The following is a 20,143-nucleotide window of genomic DNA, read 5'->3' on the forward strand; positions in this document are numbered from 1 at the left end:
CTAGCTCCGCTCCTTCTCCACCAGCTCGTAGGTCTCGATGACGTCGCCTTCCTTGATGTCGTTGTAGGTCAGCGTCAGACCGCATTCGTAGCCGTCGCGGACCTCGGTGACGTCGTCCTTCTCCCGGCGCAGCGAGGACACGGTGAGGTTGTCGGCGACCACCACCGAGTCGCGCAGCAGTCGCGCCTTGGCGTTGCGGCGCACCACCCCGGAGGTGACCAGGCAGCCGGCGATGTTGCCGACCTTCGACGAGCGGAACAGCGCCCGGATCTCGGCGCGGCCGAGTTCCTTCTCCTCGTAGATCGGTTTGAGCATGCCCTTGAGCGCGCTCTCGATCTCCTCGATCGCCTGATAGATCACCGAGTAGTAGCGGATGTCCACGCCCTCGCGGTTGGCCAGTTCGGTGGCCTTGCCCTCGGCGCGCACGTTGAACCCGATGATGATGCCGTCGGAGGCCGACGCCAGGTTCACGTTGGTCTCGGTGATGCCACCGACACCGCGGTCGATGACCCGCAGCGCGACCTCGTCGTCGATCTGGATGCCCATCAGGGCCTCCTCGAGCGCCTCGACCGTGCCGGCGTTGTCGCCCTTGAGGATCAGGTTCAGCTGGTTGGTTTCCTTCAGCGCCGAGTCCAGGTCCTCCAGCGAGATCCGCTTGCGGGAGCGGGCCGCCAGCGCGTTGCGCTTGCGCGCGTTGCGCTTGTCGGCGATCTGCCGGGCGATGCGGTCCTCGTCGACGACCAGCAGGTTGTCGCCGGCGCCGGGCACGGAGGTGAAGCCGAGCACCTGCACCGGTCGCGACGGTGTCGCCTCCTCGACGTCGTCGCCGTGCTCGTCGACCATCCGCCGCACCCGCCCGTAGGCGTCGCCGGCGACGATCGAGTCGCCCACCCGCAGGGTGCCGCGCTGGATCAGCACGGTGGCGACCGGACCGCGACCGCGGTCCAGGTGCGCCTCGATGGCCACCCCCTGGGCCTCCATGTCGGGGTTGGCCCGCAGGTCCAGGGCCGCGTCGGCGGTCAGCAGCACCGCCTCTTCCAGCGCCTCGATGTTGGTGCCGTTCTTGGCGGAGATGTCGACGAACATGGTGTCGCCGCCGAACTCCTCGGGCACCAGGCCGTACTCGGTGAGCTGGCCGCGGATCTTCTGCGGGTCGGCGCCTTCCTTGTCGATCTTGTTGACCGCCACCACGATCGGCACCTCGGCGGCCTGCGCGTGGTTGATGGCCTCCACCGTCTGCGGCATCACACCGTCGTCGGCGGCGACCACCAGGATCGCGATGTCGGTGGCCTTGGCACCGCGGGCACGCATGGCCGTGAACGCCTCGTGACCGGGGGTGTCGAGGAAGGTGATCAGCCGCTCGCCGTCCTCGAAGTCCACCGTCACCTGGTAGGCGCCGATGTGCTGGGTGATGCCGCCGGCTTCGCCCTGCCCGACGGTGGCCTTGCGGATGGAATCGAGCAGTCGGGTCTTCCCGTGGTCGACGTGACCCATCACGGTCACCACCGGCGGACGGACCTGCAGGTCCTCGTCGGTGCCCTCGTCCTCCCCGTAGGTCAGGTCGAACGACTCCAGCAGCTCGCGGTCCTCGTCCTCGGGCGAGACGACCTGCACCTTGTAGTTCATCTCGCTGCCGAGAAGCTCGAGGGTGTCATCACCCACCGACGCGGTGGCGGTGACCATCTCCCCGAGGTTGAACAGCGCCTGCACCAGCGCGGCCGGGTTGGCGTCGATCTTCTCGGCGAAGTCGGACAGCGATGCGCCGCGGGCCAGCCGGATGGTCTCGCCGTTGCCGCGGGGCAGCCGGACGCCGCCGACCGCGGGCGCCTGCATCGAGTCGTATTCCTGGCGCTTCTGCCGCTTGGACTTGCGGCCGCGCCGCGGGGCGCCGCCGGGACGGCCGAACGCACCGGCGGTGCTGCCGCGCTGGCCGGGCCGGCCGCGGCCGCGGTAGCCGCCACCGGGGGGCGGCGGGCCGCCGCCACCGCGGAAACCGCCGCCACCGCCGCCGCCACCGGGCCGACCGGCTCCGGCGCCGGCACCCCGGCCGCCGGGGCCGGGTCGCGGGCCGCCGCCGGGGCGGGCGCGGCCGGGCATGTTCGCCGGGCGCGACGGCATGTTGCTGGGGGTGGCGCCACCGCCGGGCCGCGGCATCCCCGGGCGGGGCGGCTGCGGGCGCGGGATGGCCCGCTCGGCGGGCTGCGCGGTGGAGAAGGGGTTGTTGCCCACCCGCGGCGGCCGGGCGCCGGCCCGCGGCGCCGGGCGTGGGCCCGGGGTGGGGGCGCCCGGTTTGGGCCCGGACGACGCCGCCGGTGCCGGCGGGGTGGCCGGCTGCTGCGCGGGCGGCGTCGGCGCCGGTGTTGGGGTCGGCGCCGGCGGTGGGGTCGAGGCGGCGGGCGCGGCCGGGGTCGGGGCGGCGCCGTCGCCCGGGGTGGGCGCCGGTGCGGCCGGGGCGGCCGGTTTGGGGGCGGCCGACGCGGACTTGGCGGCCGGTTTGGCCGGCTCCTTCTTCTCCGGCTTGGGGCCGCCGAAGGATTCCAGCAGCCGGCGCGCGACCGGTGCTTCCACCGTCGACGACGCGGATTTGACGAATTCGCCCTGTTCGCTCAGTCGGGCGAGCACTTCCTTGCTGGTGACACCGAGCTGCTTAGCCAACTGGTGTACGCGGGCCTTTGCCACTACTTCTCCTGTCCATGAGGCGACAGCGGTGGTGGCCGCGCCTCGGTTAGCTATGACACATGGTCATCGGGTCTTCACGGTGTGCTCATGTTCTTCGTTGCCTGTCCTGTCGTGCGGCGGGTCGAGCACCCCGAGGTGCTCGGCCACCGCAGTCGTGTCCGGTGAACCGGTGATCCGCAGCGCCCTGGCGAAGGCTCGCCGCCGAACGGCTGCGCGCAGACACCGCGGTGTGGGGTGCAACCAGGCGCCCCGCCCCGGCAGGTTACCCGCCGTGTCAACGGTGACGGCATGGTTTCCGTCCCCGGTCGACACCGCGACTGTGCGAAGCAGATCGGCGGCCAGCGCTCGCTGCCGGCATCCGATACAGGTCCGTACCGGCTGATGCCGGTGCGGGCGGGGCTCGGATTCCGATGACGCGTGCTGGACCATCGGTGAGTCTACCTTCACTGCGGCCGTACTCCGAACCACCCGCGGGGGTTCAGTGGTCGGGGCCGCCGGCGGCCGGCGAGTCCGCCCGGTCGGGGGCCGCCCCCGGCACCCGCCCGGCGGGCAGGCCGCCGTCGGGCTCGGCGATGCCCGCGCCGTGGTGGTCCGGGTCCGCCGGGTCTGCGGCGTCGCTGCGGATGTCGATGCGCCACCCGGTCAGCCGGGCCGCCAGCCGGGCGTTCTGCCCCTCCTTGCCGATCGCCAGCGACAGCTGGAAGTCCGGGACGACGACCCGCGCGGCTCGGGTGGTCTGGTCGATGACCGTCACCGAGACCACCTTCGCCGGGGACAGCGCGTTGGCCACGAACCGCGCCGGGTCCGGGTCGTAGTCGATGATGTCGATCTTCTCCCCGGCCAGCTCGCTCATCACGTTGCGTACCCGCTGGCCCATCGGCCCGATGCAGGCGCCCTTGGCGTTGAGTCCGGAGACCCGCGAGCTCACCGCGATCTTGGAGCGGTGCCCGGCCTCGCGGGCCACCGCGACGATGTCCACCGAGCCGTCGGCGATCTCGGGCACCTCCAGCGCGAACAGCTTGCGCACCAGGTTGGGGTGGGTGCGGGAGAGCGTCACCACCGGTTCGCGCGGGCCGCGGGAGACCCCGACCACGTAGCAGCGCAGCCGGTCGCCGTGGTCGTAGGTCTCGCCGGGGACCTGTTCGGCGACCGGGATGACGCCCTCGGAGCCGGTGGTTTCGCTGCCGATGCGCACCACCACCAGCCCGCGGGCGTTCTGGCGGGCGTCGCGCTGGATCACCCCGCCGACGATGTCGCCCTCACGGGCGGAGAACTCGCCGTAGGTGCGTTCGTTCTCCGCGTCGCGCAGCCGCTGCAGGATCACCTGCCGGGCGGTGGTGGCGGCGATGCGGCCGAACCCCTCGGGGGTGTCGTCCCACTCGCTGAGCAGGTTGCCGTCTTCGTCGGTCTCGCGGGCGATCACCTGCACCGCGCCGGACTTGCGGTCGATCTCGATGCGGGCGTCGCCGTGGTGGCCCTCGGTGTGCCGGTAGGCGGTCAGCAGGGCGGACTTGATGGTCTCGACCACCACGTCCACCGAGATGCCCTTCTCGGCCTCGATCGCGTGCAGTGTCGCCATGTCGATGTTCACGCCCCGGCCTCCTTGCTGTCCGCGCCTGCGGCGGGTCCCGCGGCGACACCGGCCAATTCCAGTTCGCGGGGATCCGGGCCGGCGAACTCGATCTGCACGACCGCGTGCGCGATGTCGGCGAACCGGACCTCGCGCAGCGTCCACTCCTTCTTTCCGGCGGCCACCACCAGCGCGACCCCGTCGGGCTCGGTGGCCCCGACCCGGCCGGTCAGCTCGGTGCCGTCGGCCAGCCGCACCGCGACCTTGCGCCCGCGGGCCCGGCGGAAGTGCTTCTCGGCGGTGAGCGGGCGGTCCACGCCCGGCGAGCTGACCTCCAGCAGGTAGCCCTCGGTGCCGGGATCGCGGTCGAGCAGGGTCGAGGCGGTGCGGGAGAGCTGCGCGATCGTGTCGGAGTTCAGGGCGGTGTCCCCGTCGGCGATCACGGTGATGCGGGGCGGCCGGGCGCGTGCGTCGATGACGACGTCTTCGATTTCGTAGCCGGCTCGCGCGAACTCCGCATCGAGTAGCTCGATCACCCGAGTCTGTGAAGGTAGCCCGGTGGCCACGGCGAGCTCCTCATCTTGAGTTGTCCGGTCATCGCGTCGATCGCCGGCACCAGCGGCGTCCGGCGAATCAGCCACCAACGATACGCCAGATGCGGCGGCCGCGGCCGCGAACGGCCCCACCCCGCGGCCGGGTTGCCGCTGCCCGGTCCGCCGCCGGCCGGGCGGCCAATGGCAGGATGTCGCTGTGCCGAGCTCACCGCCCCCGTTCAGCCGCCGTCGGCTGCTGGCCGGCGGTGCGTCGCTGGCGTTGCTGACCGTCGCCGCCGGCGCGTGCGGTCCGGCGGCGCCGCCGGCACCCGACGAGCTGGTCGAGCAGGTGGAGCTGGCGCGCCGGGACGCCGACCTGGCCGCTGCGGCGGCCGCCGGCGCCACCGTCCCGCTCGCCGACCTGCTGCAGCAGGTCGCGGACCGCAGGCAGGCCCACGCCCGGGTTCTGACGACCGAGATCGCCCGGGTCACCACGGTCGCGACCAGCACCGACGAGACCACCACCCCGGCCGCCGCGGGCGCGGCCGACGTCGCGCAGGTGGTGGCGGCGCTGGGTGAGTCCGCGCAGCGCGCCACCGCCGCGGCGCGGACCGAGTCCGGGTACCGGGCCGGGCTGCTCGGCTCGATCGCCGCGGCCTGCACGGTGGATTCCACCGTCACCCTCGCCGGTCCGGAGTCGGCGCGATGAGCGACGTCGAGCAGGCGTTCTGCGACGCGCTGGACGTCGAGCACGGGGTGATCTACGGCTACGGGATGGTGTCGGCGCATTCGCCTTTCGACGTCAACGACCTGGTCGCCGCCGCGATGCGCGAGCACCGCGACCGCCGCGACGCGGTGATCGCGTTGCTGGGCGCGCGCGGTGTCGACGCGCCGGTGGCCGCGGCCGGCTACGAGCTGCCGATGCCGGTGACCGACCCGGACCAGGCGGCCGAACTGGCGGTGCGGATGGAGAACGACGCCGCGGTGGCCTGGCGGGCGGTGCTCGAGCGCGCCGAGACCGGCGAAGACCGCGAGTTGGCGCTCGCGGCGCTGACCGAGTGCGCGGTCACCGCGGCGCGGTGGAACGTGGTGCGGGGCGCGACGCCGGTCACCGAGACGTTTCCGGGCGGCAGCGAGTAGCCAGCTCGTCGGCCAGGCCGGCGGAGACGGCGAGCTCGTCGGCCTGTCCCCCGAAGCGATCCCGCAACTCCACCACGCCGTCGGCCCAGCCGCGGCCGACCACCACGATCCAGGGCACCCCGAGCAGTTCGGCGTCCTTGAACTTCACCCCCGGGGATGCGCCGCGGTCGTCGAGTAGGACGGCCACGCCGCGGCGGTCCAGTTCCGCGGCCAGTTCCAGCGCGCCCGCGCGGGCCTGCTCGTCCTTGTTGGCGATCACCAGGTGCAGGTCGAACGGGGCGACCGCCGACGGCCAGCGCAGGCCCAGCTCGTCGTGGTGCTGTTCGGCGATGACCGCGACCAGCCGGGAGATCCCGATGCCGTAGGAGCCCATCGTGAGCCGCACCGGTTTGCCGTCCTCGCCGAGCACGTCGGCGGCGAACGCGTCGGTGTATTTGCGGCCGAGCTGGAAGATGTGGCCGATCTCGATGCCGCGGGCGCTGACCAGCGGGCCGGCCCCGTCCGGGGACGGGTCGCCGTCGCGCACCTCGGCGGCCTCGATGGTGCCGTCGGCGGTGAAGTCGCGGCCGGCGATCAGCCCGACGACGTGCCTGCCCGGCTGGTCGGCTCCGGTGATCCAGCTGGTCCCGTCCACCACGCGTGGGTCGACCAGATAGCGGACCCCGTTGTCGCGCAGCGCTTTCGGGCCGATGTACCCCTTGACCAGGAACGGGTACTCGGCGAAGTCGCGGTCGTCGAGCAGGGCGTATTCGGCCGGTTCCAGGGCCGCGGCCAGCCGCTTGTCGTCGACCTCGCGGTCACCGGGCAGCCCGATGCCCAACAGTTCCCAGTCGCCGCCGGGGGCACGGACCTTCAGCAGCACGTTCTTGAGGGTGTCGGCGGCGCTCACCGGGGCGCCGTCGACGGTGGTGATGCCCGCGGCGGTGGCCCACTCCACCAGGGCGGCGATCGTCGGGGTGTCGCCGGTGTCGTGCACGGCGGGCTCGGGCCTGCCGTCCAGCGGCTGCGGCGGCGGGCTCGGGGTGATCACCGCCTCGACGTTGGCGGCGTAGTCGGAGTCCGGGCAGCGGACGAAGGTGTCCTCGCCGACCGGGCTCTCGGCCAGGAACTCCTCGGAGGCCGAGCCGCCCATCGCGCCGGAGAGCGCCGCGACGACGACGTAGTCGATGCCCATCCGGTCGAAGATCCGCCGGTAGGCGGCGCGGTGCGCGTCGTAGGCGGCGACCAGCCCGGCGTCGTCGACGTCGAAGGAGTAGGAGTCCTTCATCACGAACTCCCGGCCGCGCAGGATGCCGGCCCGCGGCCGTGCCTCGTCGCGGTACTTTGTCTGAATCTGGTACAGCAGTACCGGGAAGTCCTTGTAGGAGCTGTACTCCCCCTTGACCGTGAGGGTGAACAGCTCCTCGTGGGTGGGACCGAGCAGATAGTCGTTGTTGCGACGGTCGGTCAGCCGGAACATGGTGTCGCCGTATTCGGTCCAGCGCTGGGTGGTCTCATACGGCGCGCGCGGCAGCAGGGCGGGCAACAGGATCTCCTGGCCGCCGATGGCGTTCATCTCCTCGCGGACGATCTGTTCGATGCGGCGCAGCACCCGTAGCCCCAGCGGCAGCCAGCTGTACAGCCCCGGCGCGACCGGGCGGATGTAGCCGGCCCGGATCAGCAGCTTGTGGCTGGGCACCTCGGCGTCGGCGGGGTCGTCGCGCAGCGTGCGCAGGAACAGTTCGGACATGCGGGTGATCACAGCGGGCCAGCTTATCGGTGCGGCCCGGCCCGGCCCGCACGGTGATCGTCAGCGCGGCGCCGCCGCGCGCAGCGGGTCACCGCCCGTCGGCATCGCGGCTACAGCTCACCGGCGTCGAACGCGTCCTTGACCTCCTGGGCCTGCGCCACCTGCTTGGAGGTGTAGCCGATCAGCAGCGCCGCCGCGCCGACGAGCACCGCGACCGCCGCGACCCACAGCAGCCCGTAGGTGTAGCCCTGGTCCAGCGCGTGCAGCTGGGCGTCGTTCATGTCCTTGACCGGCCCGGTGATCCCGCCCAGGTACAGGGTGCGGGAGGTGATGACGGCCTGGATGACGGCCAGCACCAGCGGCCCGCCCAGGTTCTGCAGCATCAGCGCGATCGCCGAGACCGGGCCGATCTGGTCGAAGCCCACCCCGGCGATCGCCGACAGCATCAACGGCACCACGATCGCGCCGATGCCGATCCCGCCGACCGTGATCGGGATCACCAGGTCGGGGAAGTACGGGATCCCGGCGTGCAGGGTGGAGCCGTACAGCATCGCGGCGAGCACCAGGACACCGCCGCCGATCACCAGCACCCGTGGCGAGAAGAACCGCACCAGCTGCGAGGACGCCCCCAGCCCGATCCCCATCCCGATCACGAACGGGATGAAGCCGATCCCGGCGCGCAGCGCCGAGTAGCCCAGGATGTCCTGCACGTAGAGCCCGATGAGCACGGTCAGGGTGAACAGCACCCCGCCGGCCAGGAAGATCGCCCCGAACACCGCCAGCCGGTTTCGGTCGTAGAACAGGTCGAACGGCACCACCGGGTTCTCCGCGGAGCGCTCGGCGATGATGAAGGCGATCCCGCAGACCGCCGCGACCGCGCCGAGGCCCAGCGTGACCGGGGACAGCCAGCCGCTGACCGGCCCCTGGGTGAAGGCGAACACCGCCGCGGTGCAGCCCAGCGTGGCCAGCAGCGCGCCGGTGGCGTCCAGCTTCATCCGCTCCCGCACGGTCTCCCGCAGCGCGGTGCGGGCCAGGTAGATCATCACCAGCCCGATCGGCACGTTGACCAGGAAGGCCAGCCGCCAGGACACCTCGGTCAGTGCGCCGCCGACCACCAGGCCCATCACCGAGCCGATCGCGGTCATCGCGCCGAACACCGCGGTGGCGGTGTTGCGGGCGGGCCCCTTGGCGAAGGTGGTGGCGATCAGCGCCAGCCCGGTCGGCGAGGCGATGGCCGAGCCGACCCCCTGCAGCAGCCGGGCGATCACCAGCGTCGGGGCGTCCCAGGCCACCCCGCACAGCACCGAGGCGATGGTGAACAGCGAGACCCCGACGATGAAGGTGCGCTTGCGGCCGATGGTGTCGCCAAGCCGCCCACCGAGCAGCATCAGCCCGCCGAAGGTCAGCACGTAGGCGGTGATGACCCAGCTGCGCCCGGCGTCGGAGAGCCCGAGGTCGTCCTGGATGCGGGGCAGCGCCACGATCGCCACGGTGGAGTCCATGGTGGCCAGCAGCTGCATCCCGCCGATGGCGATGACCGCGGCCACGAACCGATAGGAGGGCAGCCAGGCGGGGTAGAACCTGCTCACATCGCTCATCCGGGCTTCCCGCTCCGCATCCTTGAGAGCCGTCATAGCGGGCTACCCTACAGTAATATTAAGAAGAGTTTAAGCGCCGAAGCCGGCGACCGGCCCGATCACGATGATCGCGGGGGGTCGGATCCCCTCGGCGCGGATCTTCTCCGGCGCGTCGACCAGCGTCGCCCGCAGCGCGTATTCGGCCGCGGTGGTGCCGTGCTGAACCACCAGCACCGGTGTTTCCGCAGGTCGACCGCCCGCCAGCAGCGCGGCGCTGAACTGTTCGATGCGTTCGACCGCCATCAGCAGCACGATCGTGCCGGACATCTTCGCCAGTGCGTCCCAATTCACTAACGATTCGGGCGAGCCGGGCGGCACGTGACCGCTGACCACGACGAACTCGTGGTTGACCGCCCGGTGGGTGACCGGCACCCCGGCCAGCGCGGGCACCGCGATGGCGCTGGTCACACCGGGTACGACGGTGACCGGGACCCCGGCCTCCGCGCAGGCCTGCACCTCCTCGTAGCCGCGGGCGAACACGAACGGGTCACCGCCCTTGAGCCGCACCACGAACTTGCCTGCCCGCGCCCGATCGATGAGCACCGCGTTGATCGCGTCCTGGGCCATCGCCCGCCCGTAGGGGATCTTGGCGGCGTCGATGACCTCCACGTGCGGGCCGAGCTCGCCGAGCAGCTGCGGCGGGGCGAGCCGGTCGGCCACCACCACGTCGGCCTCGGCCAGCAACCGCCGGCCGCGCACCGTGATCAGCTCCGGGTCGCCCGGGCCCGCGCCGACCAGCGCCACCCCGCCGGGGGCGGCGTCCGGGCTGTGCACACTGACCGCGCCGGTCTGCAGGGCTTCGGCGATCGCCGAGCGGATCGCCGCCGAGCGGCGGTGCTCCCCGCCGGCGAGCACCCCGACCAGCAGCCCGGCATGATCGACGGTGGCCGGGGTGACCGCGCTGCCGGCCACCGCGACGTCGGCGCGCACGCAGAAGATCTGCCTGCGGTCGGCCTCGGCGACGACGGCGGCGTTGACCGCCGGCTCGTCGGTGGCGGCCAGGGCGTACCAGGCTCCGTCGAGGTCGCCGTCGCGGTAGTCGCGCAGCAGCAGGGTGATCCCCGGCATGGCCTCGACCGCCGGGGTGGCCGCACGGGCGATGACGTGCACGTCGGCGCCGCTGGCGGCCAGCAGGCCGAGCCGGCGCTGCGCGACGTTGCCGCCGCCGACCACGACGACCTTGCGCCCGGCCAGCCGCAGCCCGACCAGGTAGGCGTTCTCGCTCGCTTGCTCGCTCACCCGGCCAACCTAACCGCGTGCGCCACGAAGCGCCGCACCGCCTGCGGATGCCCGGCCGGATGAGTATGTAGGTATGCCGCGTGCAGCCGGGGCCCGGCGACGCCGTCGGCGACCGTCACCCCGTCGGTGCCGCGATACAGCCAGGCGGGCGCCGGCGCGGCGGCGAAGCGCACCGCGGTGCGGTGGAACTCGTGGCCGACCACCCGGGCGCCGGCCGGGTGCGCCGGGGAGTCGGTGGCGGCGACCGCGTCGCGGTAGCCCAGGGTGAGCCGGTCGGTGAACCGCGCCGACCCGTCCAACACCCCGCACATCGGCGCGCCGTCGAGGTCGGTGGCCAGGTAGGTCAGCCCGGCGCATTCGGCGTGCACCGGGGCGCTGCGGGCCAGTGCGGCGACCTGCTCGCGCAGCGCGCTGTTGGCCGACAGCTCCGGCGCGTACTGCTCCGGGAAGCCGCCGGGCAGCACCAGGGCGCCGGCGCCGGCGGGCAGCGGGTCGGCCAGCGGGTCGAACTCGGCGACCTGCGCGCCGGCCGCGCGCAGCAGCTCGGCGTGTTCGGGGTAGCCGAAGCTGAACGCCTTGCCCGCCGCGAGCGCGACGAGCGGCTCCCCGGTCACCGGGGCGCCGACCTCGGCGCGCGGGTCCCAGGCCGGGCCGGGCGCCCGGGTGTCGGCCAGCGCGGTGATCGCCTCGAGGTCCAGGTGTCGCGCGGCCAGTGCGGCCATCGCGGCGACGGCGTCGGCGGCGGCGCGACCGTGTTCGACGGCGGTCACCAGCCCCAGATGCCTACTGGGGACGGCGAGTTCGGTGTCGCGCGGGATCGCGCCGAGCACCGGCACGCCGGCCTGTTCGCAGGCCGACTCCAGCACCGCGCGGTGCCGGGGGGAGCCGACCCGGTTGAGGATCACCCCGGCGATGCGGGTGGCCGGGTCGAAGGTGGTGAAACCGTGCAGCAGCGCGGCGATGCTGTGGCTTTGGCCGCGGCCGTCGACGACCAGCAGCACCGGCGCACCGAGCAGTGCGGCGACCCGTGCGGTGGAACCCGCCGCGACGCCGGTGGTGACGTCGGGGTCGATGCGCCCGTCGAAGAGCCCCATCACGCCTTCGACGACGGCGATGTCGGCGCCGGTGGCGCCGTGGCGGTACAGCGGGCCGATCCGGTCCTCGCCCACCAGGATCGGGTCCAGGTTGCGGCCGGGCCTGCCGGTGGCCAGGGCGTGGTAACCCGGGTCGATGAAGTCGGGCCCGACCTTGAATCCGGCGACCCGGTGACCGGCGGCGCGCAACGCGCCCATCAAACCCGTTGCCACCGTGGTCTTCCCCGACCCGGAGGCCGGTGCCGCGATCACCACGGCCGGCGTGGCCGTCACCGACCGGCCCTACCGGTGCCGAAACGCCGCGAGAGCCGGGGTCACCATTCGATCCCCTTCTGCCCCTTGCGTCCCGCGTCCATCGGGTGCTTGATCTTGGTCATCTCGGTGACCAGGTCGGCGGCCGTCATCAGCGCCTCGGGGGCGTCGCGACCGGTGATCACCACGTGCTGCTTGCCGGGCCGAGCCTGCAGGGTGCTCACCACCTCGTCAACGTCGACCCACCCCCACTTGAGCGGGTAGGTGAACTCGTCGAGCACGTAGAAATCGTGTTCCTGCTCAGCGAGCCGGCGGGCCACCTCCGCCCAGCCCTCGGCGGCCGAGGCGGCGTGGTCGTCCTCGCTGCCAGGCTTGCGCGACCACGACCAGCCCGAACCCATCTTGTGCCACTGCACCGGCGCGCCCACGCCGTGTTCGTCGTGCAACTCGCCGAGCCGGTGGAAGACGGACTCCTCACCGACCCGCCACTTGGCGCTCTTGACGAACTGGAACACCCCGACGCTCAGCCCGGCGTTCCAGGCGCGCAGCGCCATCCCGAACGCGGCGGTCGACTTGCCCTTGCCCGGGCCGGTGTGCACCGCCAGCAGCGGGGCGTTGCGGCGTTGTTTGGTGCTCAGGCCGTCGTCGGGGACCACCGGTGGCTGTCCCTTCGGCATCGCGGTTCCTCCTCGACGATCAGGCCGCGCTGCGCACGGCCATGGTCAACTGATCGGCGCGCAGCTGTTCCAGCCGCACCAGCGGTGCACCCAGTTGGCCGGCGAGCCGGTCGGCCAGACCGAGGCGCACGAACGACGTCTCGCAGTCGACCACCACCGCCGCCGCGCCCTGGGCGACCAGCCGGGCCGCGGCGGTCGCGCTGCGGCCCAACGGATCCGGGCCACCGGTGGCCCGGCCGTCGGTGAGCACCACGACCAGCGGGCGGCGGGCCGGGTCGCGGACCCGTTCGCGGGCGACCAGGTCGCGCGCACTGATCAGCCCCTCCGCCAGCGGTGTCTTGCCACCGGTGTCGAACTGGGCCAGTCGCCGTCCGGCGATGTGCGCCGAGGAGGTCGGTGGCAGCAGCAGGTCGGCCTGGCGGCCGCGGAAGGTGATCACCGCGACCTTGTCCCGGCGCTGGTAGGCGTCGCGCAGCAGCGACAGCGCCGCACCGCTGACCGCGGCCATCCGGTCCCGGGCCGCCATCGACCCCGACGCGTCGACCAGGAAGATCACCAGGTTGCCTTCCCGGCCTTCCCGCACCGCGCGGCGCAGGTCGCCCGCGCCCGGTCGCAGCCGTCCCGGCCCGCCCGCGTTCTCCGCGGCGGCCAGCACGGTGGCGAACAGGTGCAGGCCGTGGCCGGGCGCGTCGGGTTCGGCGGCCCGGACCTTCATCCCGGTGCTGTTACGGGCGCGGGAACGTCGCCCCGGTACGCCCTCCCCCACCCCGGGCACGGTGAGCGCGCGGGTGCGGAACAGCCGCGCCGGCGGCGCGCTCGGACTCGGCGGCCGGGTTGCTGCACCGCTCTGCGAGCCCGAATCCCGCTGTGGCGGTGTGGTTTCGCCATCCTGGGCCTGCCCGCCGCCGGGCGGGTCCGGGTCCGGCTCGGGGTCGCTGTTCTCGGCGTCGGCACCGGCCTGGGACAACGCCTCGTCGAGCTGCTCGGGGTCGATGCCCGGGTCGTCGAACGGGTCGCGTCGGCGCCGGTGCGGCAGAGCCAGTTCCGCGGCCACCCGCACGTCCTCCTCGGCGACGCTGTCCGCGCCACGCCACGCGGCGTGCGCCACCGCGGTGCGGGCCACCACCAGGTCGGCGCGCATCCCGTCGACGTCGAAAGCGGCGCACAGCGCGGCGATGCGGCGCAGCTCCAGGTCGGGCAGCTCCACGTCGTCGACCCGGCCGCGTGCGGCGGCGATCCGGCGGGCCAGCTCGACGTCGTCGGCGGCGTAGTGGTCGGCGAAACCGTCCGGGTCGGCCTCGTAGGCCATCCGCTGACGCACCACCTGGGTGCGCACGTCGACGTCGCGGGAGGCGTAGACCTCCACGGTGAGCCCGAAACGGTCGAGCAGCTGCGGGCGCAGCTCGCCCTCCTCGGGGTTCATCGTGCCGATCAACACGAAGCGGGCCTCATGCGAGTGCGAGATGCCGTCGCGTTCGATGTGCACCCGGCCCATCGCCGCCGCGTCGAGCAGCACGTCGACCAGGTGGTCGTGCAGCAGGTTGACCTCGTCGACGTAGAGCACGCCGCCGTGGGCGCGGGCCAGCAGCCCCGGGGAGAAGGCGTGTTCGCCGTCGCGCAGCACCTTCTGCAGGTCCAGCGAGCCCACCACCCGGTCCTCGGTGGCCCCGATCGGCAGTTCGACGAGGCGGGCGGTGCCACCGGCGGTGCCGGGCAGGGCGGCCAGCAGGGCGGCCAGCCCGCGCACCGCGGTGGATTTGGCGGTGCCTTTCTCGCCGCGGATGAGCACCCCGCCGATCTCGGGGCGCACCGCGCAGAGGATCAGCGCGAGCCGCAGCCGGTCATGGCCGACGATCGCGCTGAACGGGTACGGTTTCGGTCCGGTCTGCTCGGCTGTCACGGTGAAACGCCGTCGGCCTGCAACCCGAGCACCTTGGTGCCCCAATCCCAGACCTCTTCGAACAGCGCCGGCTCGTCGGAGAGCTTGGTGCCCAGTGACGGCACCATCTCTTTCAGCGTCGGTTGCCAGGCCGGGAACCGGTCCGGGAAACACCGTTCCAGCACGTCGAGCATGGCCGGCACCGCGGTGGACGCGCCCGGGGACGCGCCGAGCAGCCCGGCCATCGTCCGCTCGTCGTCGACGAGGGTGGTAGTGCCGAACTCCAGCACCCCCTTGAGCCCGTCGGGGCGGATGACCTGCACCCGCTGGCCGGCCTCGATGGTCTCCCAGTCACCGTCGCGGGCGGTGGGCGCGAACTCGCGCAGTGCGTCGACCCGGTCGGCGTCGCTGAGCACCAGCTGGCCGACCAGGTAGTTCACCAGGCTCAACTCGGTGACCCCGATGGACGCCATCTGGAGCAGGTTGTTCGGTTTGATCGACTTGGGCAGATCGGTGAAGTGTCCCTGCTTCAAGAACTTCGGCGTCCACCCGGCGAACGGCCCGAACAGCAGGAACGGTTTGCCTGCGATGACCCGGGTGTCCAGGTGCGGCGCCGACATCGGCGGCGCGCCCAGCGGCGGGAAGCCGTAGACCTTCGCGTGGTGTCCGGCGGTCACGTCGGGATTGCCGGTGCGGATGAACTTGCCGCCGACCGGGAATCCGGCGAAGCCGCGGGCGGCCTTGACGCCGGCCTTCTGCAGCAGCGGCAGTGCCTGACCGCCGGCGCCGACGAAGACGAACTTGGCGTTGATGGTGCGGTTGGCGCGGGTGCGGCGGTTGCGCACCTTCACCGCCCAGCTGCCGTCGGACTGCCGGGACAGGTTGCGCACCTCGTGGCCGAACAGCGCGTTGATGCCGCTGTTGACCCCGTAGGCGATGAGCTGGCGGGACAGCGCACCGAAGTCCACGTCGGTGCCGTCGGTGGACCAGTTCAGCGCGACCGGCTCGGTGAAGTCCCGACCGGCGGCCATCAACGGCAGCCGGCGGGCGAACTCGTCGGGGTCGTCGATGAACTCGGTGGCCGCGAACAGCGGGTTGGACGCCAGCGCCTCCTTGCGGCGCCGCAGGTAGTCCACCCGGTCGGCGCCGTGCACGAAGCTGACGTGCGGGATCGGGTTCAAGAAGTTGCGGACGTCGGTGAGGATGCCGTTCTCCACCGCGTACGCCCAGAACTGCCGGGTGACCTGGAACTGCTCGTTGACCTTCACCGCCTTGGTGATGTCGATGGAGCCGTCGGGCAGCTCGGGGGTGTAGTTGAGCTCGCACAGCGCCGAGTGTCCGGTGCCGGCGTTGTTCCACGGGTCGCTGCTCTCCGCCGCGGCGCCGTCGAGTCGCTCGATCAACGTGATCGACCAGTCCGGCTGCAGCCTGCGCAGCAACACGCCCAGCGTGGCGCTCATGATCCCCGCGCCAACCAGCACGACGTCGGTCTTCTCGGTTCGGGCTTCCTTCGGGTTTGACACCACTGTCCTTAGAAGTCGGGCGGTTCGGTACCGGCCTTTAGATTATCGCGACGCGGTCCGCCCCGGCCGCGGGCCGCTGCGTTGTGCACCTAAGCTGGTACGACGATGCGAACCTATGATCTCGCCATCATCGGCACCGGGTCGGCGAACTCGATTCTCGACGAGCGGTACAGCGGTAAACGGGTGGCGATCTGCGAACAGGGCACGTTCGGCGGCACCTGCCTGAACGTCGGTTGCATCCCCACCAAGATGTTCGTCTACGCGGCCGACGTGGCCCGCACCGTCACCGAGGCGGGCCGCTACGGCGTCGACGCGACGTTGACCGGGGTGCGCTGGGGCGACATCGTCTCCCGCATCTTCGGCCGCATCGACCCGATCGCCGAGGGCGGGGAGAACTACCGGCGCGCCGACCCGGCCATCGACGTCTACGACACCCACACCCGCTTCGCCGGCCCCGACGAGGGCGACGGCTACCTGCTGCGCACCGCCGCCGGCGAGGAGTTCCGCGCCGCCCAGGTGGTGCTCGGTGCCGGGTCGCGGGCCACCGTCCCGCCCGCGATCGCCGACAGCGGGGTCAGCTACCAGACCAGCGACACCGTCATGCGGATCCCGGAGTTGCCGAAGCACCTGGTGATCGTCGGCGGCGGGTTCATCGCGGCGGAGTTCGCGCACATCTTCTCCGCGTTCGGGGTGCGGATCACCCTGCTGCTGCGCAGCGGCGCGATGCTGCGTCACCTGGACCCCGACCTCACCGAGGCGTTCACCCGTATCGCCGCCGACCAGTGGGAGGTGCGCGGCCACTGCAGCGTCGTGGACGCCCGCGACGTCCCCGACGGCGTGGAGCTGACCCTGGACGACGGGTCGGTGCTCGCCGCCGACATGCTGCTGGCAGCCACCGGGCGCCGGCCCAACGGGGACCTGCTCGACGCCGAGACCGCCGGGGTCGAGGTTCAGGACGGGCGGGTGCTGGTCGACGAGTACCAGCGCACTTCCGCGCGCGGGGTGTTCGCGCTCGGTGACGTCTCCTCGGCCTACGAGCTCAAGCACGTCGCCAACCACGAGGCCCGGGTGGTCGCCGACAACCTGCTCTGCGACTGGGACGACACGCAGTTCATGACCGCCTCGGACCACCGGTATGTGCCCGCCGCGGTGTTCACCCATCCGCAGGTGGCCTGGGCGGGGCTGACCGAGACCGAGGCGAGAGCCCAGGGGTTCGACGTGTCGGTGAAGGTGCAGAACTACGGCGATGTGGCCTACGGCTGGGCGATGGAGGACACCACCGGGATCGTGAAGCTGGTGGCCGAACGCGGGACCGGCCGACTGCTGGGTGCGCACCTGATGGGCCCGGAGGCGTCGTCGTTGATCCAGCCGCTGCTGCAGGCGATGAGTTTCGGGTTGCCCGCCCGGGAGATGGCCCGGGGTCAGTACTGGATTCACCCGGCGCTGGCCGAGGTGGTGGAGAACGCGCTGTTGGGGTTGGGGTGACGGGTGTGTCGGCTCAGTAATCACTTGCGTCCCAATGATTCTGGTGCCCGGTTCCGGGTGGTTTTGGGGTGCGCGGTGAGCATGTCAAGTTTTCTGTGTAAGTCGTCTGCCTGGATAGTTCGGTTGTGGTGCTTATAGGTACGGCTCGATGCGGTCTGGGTAGACCAGCGTGAGCTGTTCGAGGGCCTTCTTCCAGTTGGTGACCACCTGGCCTTCCACGAGTCGTCCGGGGGCTGTTCGGCAACGTTTCTGGCCGCGTTCCTTGGCCCGCTCAGCGGCTCGTTTGTCCTCGATGTTGCAGATCGCCAGCCACAGCAACTTCACCACGGCGGCGTCGTTAGGGAACTGGCCGCGAGTTTTGATGACTTTGCGCATCTGGTAGTTCAGCGACTCGATGGAGTTCGTCGTGTAGATCACCCGCCGCAGTTCCGGCGGGAACGCCAAAAACGGAATGAACTGCTGCCAGGCTCGATCGAAAGCCCTGGTCACCGTCGGGTTCTTGGAACCCAATTCCGATGCGGCGAAGGCATCGAGCTCGGCGCGAGCAGCTTCAGCGTCAACCGCGGTGTAGACCGGTTTGAGGGCGTTAGCCACGGCCTTGCGGTCGCTGTAGGACACGAATCGCAGCGCGTTGCGGATCAGGTGGACCACGCACGTTTGCACCTTGGCTTGTGACCAGGTGGCCGCGATCGCCTCGGGGAAGCCGGTCAACCCGTCGCAGCAGACGATCAGCACATCGCGGATCCCGCGGTTGGCCAGGTCAGCACAGACCGACGCCCAAAACGCCGCGCCTTCGTTGTTTTGAACCCAGATGCCCAGGACGTGCTTGATCCCGGCCATATCGACCCCTACGGCGATGTGAGCGGCCTTGTTGCGGGTGTGGCCGCCGTCTTTGACCTTCACGATCATCGCGTCGAGGTAGATCACCGGATACAGCGACTCCAGCGGCCGGCGCTGCCAGGCAAGGACCTCATCGGAGATCTCGTCGACGATCTTGGAGATCGTCTCATGTGAGACTTCGGTGCCGATCGTGGACGCCAGATGAAATTGAATATCCCGCAACGTCATTCCACCGGCATAAAGCGAGATGATCATGTCGTCGAGGCCCCCGATGCGGCGTTGGCCCTTGGGCACCAGGCGCGGGGTGAACGAACCATCCCGATCTCGAGGTACCTCCAAAGGCACCGGGCCCGCCTCTGTCAGCACCGTCTTGGGCGAAGAACCGTTACGGGCATTGGGCAGCTCCCGCCCGACCGGATCACCCTTCTCATATCCCAGGTGATCCGTCAGCTCGGCCGTCAGCCCCCGCTCCAAGGCGAGCTTGATCAGGCCGGGCAACAAGCCACCCTCGCCAGTCAGCGCAACCTCACCAGTATCGATTTGAGCCAGCAGTTCATCCACTGCGCCAGAGGCCCGAAGCGCCTCGGCCATCTCCACCGTGGAACCAGCCTCAACCAGCTGCGAATCCACATCCTTGTCTGTCGTCACGTCCTGAGATCCTTCCGTTTCCCGGACCTACACAGACCATCTGACACCCCCTGCGCGTGTCCGATCCGCGAGCTATAATTCGAACATGCGTTCGAGTAGTCGGGAAGAGGTCGTCGAAACCTTCGACGCCCTGGATGCCGACCTGACCCGCGCGCTGGAACTGTCCTTTGACACCCTGACCACCCCCGAGCGACTCAACCTGCTCGAACGCATCGAAACCCTGCGCCGGCGCCTACCGGCCCTCGAACGGCCCCTCATCGACGAGCTGACCCACGCCGACCCCGAACAACTCGGCGGCAAACTGCGCTGGGCGCTGGCCGACCGGCTGCGCATCACCCGCGCCGAAGCCAAACGCCGCATCGACGAAACCGCCGACCTCGGTAAGCGCCGCCGCTTCGACGGCCAACCCCAACCCCCACTGCTGCCCCACACCGCCGCCGCCGCGGCCGCCGGGCGCATCAACGCCGCCCACATCCACATCATCCGCGACTTCTGGCACCACCTGCCCAACGACGTGCACCCCGAACTGGCAGCCAACGCCGAAAAACACCTCGCCAACCTGGCCTGCCAATACCGCCCCGACGAACTGGCCAAACTCGCCGCCTGCCTGGCCGACTGCCTCAACCCCGACGGCCTGTTCTCCGACGTCGACCGCGCTCGGCGCCGCAGCCTGACCCTGAGCCGCCAAGACACCGACGGCATGAGCACCCTGACCGCCACCTTGACCCCTCAAGCCCGCGCCGCCCTCGATGCCGTCCTGGCCCGCTGGGCCGCCCCCGGCATGGCCAACCCCGCCGACACCACCCCCTGCCTCGATGGCACCCCCAACCAAGCCGCCATCGACAACGACGACCGCACCACCAGCCAACGCAACCACGACGCCCTCGCCGCCCTGACCACCGCCATGCTCGCCTCCGGAAAACTCGGCACCCACAACGGCCTGCCCGCCACCATCGTGGTCACCACCACCCTGGCCGAACTGGAAGCCCCGGCCCGCACCGCCCTGAGCGGCGGCGCCAAAGCCCACACCGGCGGCGGCACCTGGCTGCCCATGAGCGACGTGCTCAAACTCGCCACCCAAGCCCACCACTACCTCGCCATCTTCGACGGCGCCAAACCCCTAGCCCTCTACCACGCCAACGGGACTGGTGCACGATCGGGTGACAGTGTCGGTGTCATGCCGCTGAGGCGGCTGTGTTGATGATCGTCTCGTATTGG

General features: G+C 71.4%; 16 protein-coding genes. 4 read left to right on the forward strand and 12 right to left on the reverse strand.

Annotated features, from left to right (window positions below):
* The 4 genes from infB to rimP form a co-directional block, all read right to left on the reverse strand.
* Positions 1-2,679 carry a translation initiation factor IF-2 gene (gene infB, locus AWC30_RS14605; protein ID WP_085110950.1) on the reverse strand — a complete coding sequence of 893 codons (2,679 nt, stop codon included), beginning with the start codon at positions 2,677-2,679 and terminating at the stop codon, positions 1-3.
* 63 nt (positions 2,680-2,742) lie between these two features.
* Entirely contained in the window at positions 2,743-3,108 is a 366-nt protein-coding gene (locus tag AWC30_RS14610) for a YlxR family protein (RefSeq protein WP_085110951.1), read from the reverse strand.
* 49 nt (positions 3,109-3,157) lie between these two features.
* Positions 3,158-4,270, reverse strand: a complete 1,113-nt coding sequence (gene nusA, locus AWC30_RS14615; RefSeq protein WP_085110952.1) for a transcription termination factor NusA — start codon at positions 4,268-4,270, stop codon at positions 3,158-3,160.
* Positions 4,267-4,815, reverse strand: a complete 549-nt coding sequence (gene rimP, locus AWC30_RS14620) for a ribosome maturation factor RimP (RefSeq protein WP_085110953.1) — start codon at positions 4,813-4,815, stop codon at positions 4,267-4,269. The genes nusA and rimP overlap by 4 nt, the downstream gene beginning before the upstream one ends.
* Positions 4,816-4,999: 184 nt before the next feature.
* Between rimP and AWC30_RS14625 the strand changes: the two genes are divergently transcribed.
* Positions 5,000-5,491 carry a hypothetical protein gene (locus AWC30_RS14625; protein ID WP_085110954.1) on the forward strand — a complete coding sequence of 164 codons (492 nt, stop codon included), beginning with the start codon at positions 5,000-5,002 and terminating at the stop codon, positions 5,489-5,491.
* Entirely contained in the window at positions 5,488-5,922 is a 435-nt protein-coding gene (locus tag AWC30_RS14630) for a ferritin-like domain-containing protein (RefSeq protein WP_085110955.1), read from the forward strand. The genes AWC30_RS14625 and AWC30_RS14630 overlap by 4 nt, the downstream gene beginning before the upstream one ends.
* On the opposite strand, the gene AWC30_RS14635 is transcribed toward AWC30_RS14630, so the two are convergent.
* The 7 genes from AWC30_RS14635 to mqo all read right to left on the reverse strand — a co-directional run bounded on the left by AWC30_RS14635 (position 5,891) and on the right by mqo (position 15,952).
* Positions 5,891-7,663, reverse strand: a complete 1,773-nt coding sequence (locus AWC30_RS14635) for a proline--tRNA ligase (RefSeq protein WP_085110956.1) — start codon at positions 7,661-7,663, stop codon at positions 5,891-5,893. The genes AWC30_RS14630 and AWC30_RS14635 overlap by 32 nt on opposite strands.
* 98 nt (positions 7,664-7,761) lie before the next feature.
* Entirely contained in the window at positions 7,762-9,285 is a 1,524-nt protein-coding gene (locus AWC30_RS14640; RefSeq protein WP_085110957.1) for an MFS transporter, read from the reverse strand.
* A 33-nt stretch (positions 9,286-9,318) separates the two neighbouring features.
* Positions 9,319-10,527: a uroporphyrinogen-III C-methyltransferase gene (gene cobA, locus AWC30_RS14645; protein WP_085110958.1), complete on the reverse strand. Its 1,209-nt coding sequence runs from the start codon at positions 10,525-10,527 to the stop codon at positions 9,319-9,321.
* The gene (locus AWC30_RS14650; protein WP_085110959.1) at positions 10,524-11,894 is read right to left on the reverse strand and encodes a cobyrinic acid a,c-diamide synthase CobB; all 1,371 of its coding nucleotides are present in this window, start codon (positions 11,892-11,894) and stop codon (positions 10,524-10,526) included. Before AWC30_RS14650 ends, cobA begins: the two co-directional genes overlap by 4 nt.
* A 41-nt stretch (positions 11,895-11,935) precedes the next feature.
* On the reverse strand, positions 11,936-12,550 hold the full coding sequence (gene cobO, locus AWC30_RS14655) for a cob(I)yrinic acid a,c-diamide adenosyltransferase (RefSeq protein ID WP_085110960.1): 615 nt from the start codon (positions 12,548-12,550) through the stop codon (positions 11,936-11,938).
* Positions 12,551-12,569: 19 nt separating this feature from the next.
* Positions 12,570-14,450: a magnesium chelatase subunit D family protein gene (locus AWC30_RS14660; RefSeq protein ID WP_085110961.1), complete on the reverse strand. Its 1,881-nt coding sequence runs from the start codon at positions 14,448-14,450 to the stop codon at positions 12,570-12,572.
* Positions 14,447-15,952 carry a malate dehydrogenase (quinone) gene (gene mqo, locus AWC30_RS14665; RefSeq protein WP_085110982.1) on the reverse strand — a complete coding sequence of 502 codons (1,506 nt, stop codon included), beginning with the start codon at positions 15,950-15,952 and terminating at the stop codon, positions 14,447-14,449. The genes AWC30_RS14660 and mqo overlap by 4 nt, the downstream gene beginning before the upstream one ends.
* Positions 15,953-16,057: 105 nt before the next feature.
* Between mqo and mtr the strand changes: the two genes are divergently transcribed.
* A complete protein-coding gene (gene mtr, locus AWC30_RS14670) occupies positions 16,058-17,437 on the forward strand; it encodes a mycothione reductase (protein WP_085110962.1) in 1,380 nt (459 codons plus the stop codon).
* Positions 17,438-17,569: 132 nt separating this feature from the next.
* Here the strand turns inward: mtr and AWC30_RS14675 are convergent, their stop codons facing one another.
* The gene (locus AWC30_RS14675; RefSeq protein WP_085110963.1) at positions 17,570-18,925 is read right to left on the reverse strand and encodes an IS256 family transposase; all 1,356 of its coding nucleotides are present in this window, start codon (positions 18,923-18,925) and stop codon (positions 17,570-17,572) included.
* 85 nt (positions 18,926-19,010) lie between these two features.
* Here AWC30_RS14675 and AWC30_RS14680 point away from each other — a divergent pair, with 85 nt between their 5' ends.
* Positions 19,011-20,126 carry a 13E12 repeat family protein gene (locus AWC30_RS14680; RefSeq protein ID WP_085110964.1) on the forward strand — a complete coding sequence of 372 codons (1,116 nt, stop codon included), beginning with the start codon at positions 19,011-19,013 and terminating at the stop codon, positions 20,124-20,126.
* Positions 20,127-20,143 lie beyond the last annotated feature (17 nt).

The organism is Mycolicibacillus trivialis, assembly GCF_002102395.1.
GTDB lineage: Bacteria > Actinomycetota > Actinomycetes > Mycobacteriales > Mycobacteriaceae > Mycobacterium > Mycobacterium triviale.

Coding starts and splice junctions, on each gene's coding strand:
- AWC30_RS14610 (WP_085110951.1), bottom strand. CDS start 3,108: ATGGTCCAGCACGCGTCATCGGAATCCGAGCCCCGCCCGCACCGGCAT.
- AWC30_RS14630 (WP_085110955.1), top strand. CDS start 5,488: ATGAGCGACGTCGAGCAGGCGTTCTGCGACGCGCTGGACGTCGAGCAC.
- AWC30_RS14640 (WP_085110957.1), bottom strand. CDS start 9,285: ATGACGGCTCTCAAGGATGCGGAGCGGGAAGCCCGGATGAGCGATGTG.
- cobO (WP_085110960.1), bottom strand. CDS start 12,550: ATGCCGAAGGGACAGCCACCGGTGGTCCCCGACGACGGCCTGAGCACC.
- mtr (WP_085110962.1), top strand. CDS start 16,058: ATGCGAACCTATGATCTCGCCATCATCGGCACCGGGTCGGCGAACTCG.
- AWC30_RS14680 (WP_085110964.1), top strand. CDS start 19,011: ATGCGTTCGAGTAGTCGGGAAGAGGTCGTCGAAACCTTCGACGCCCTG.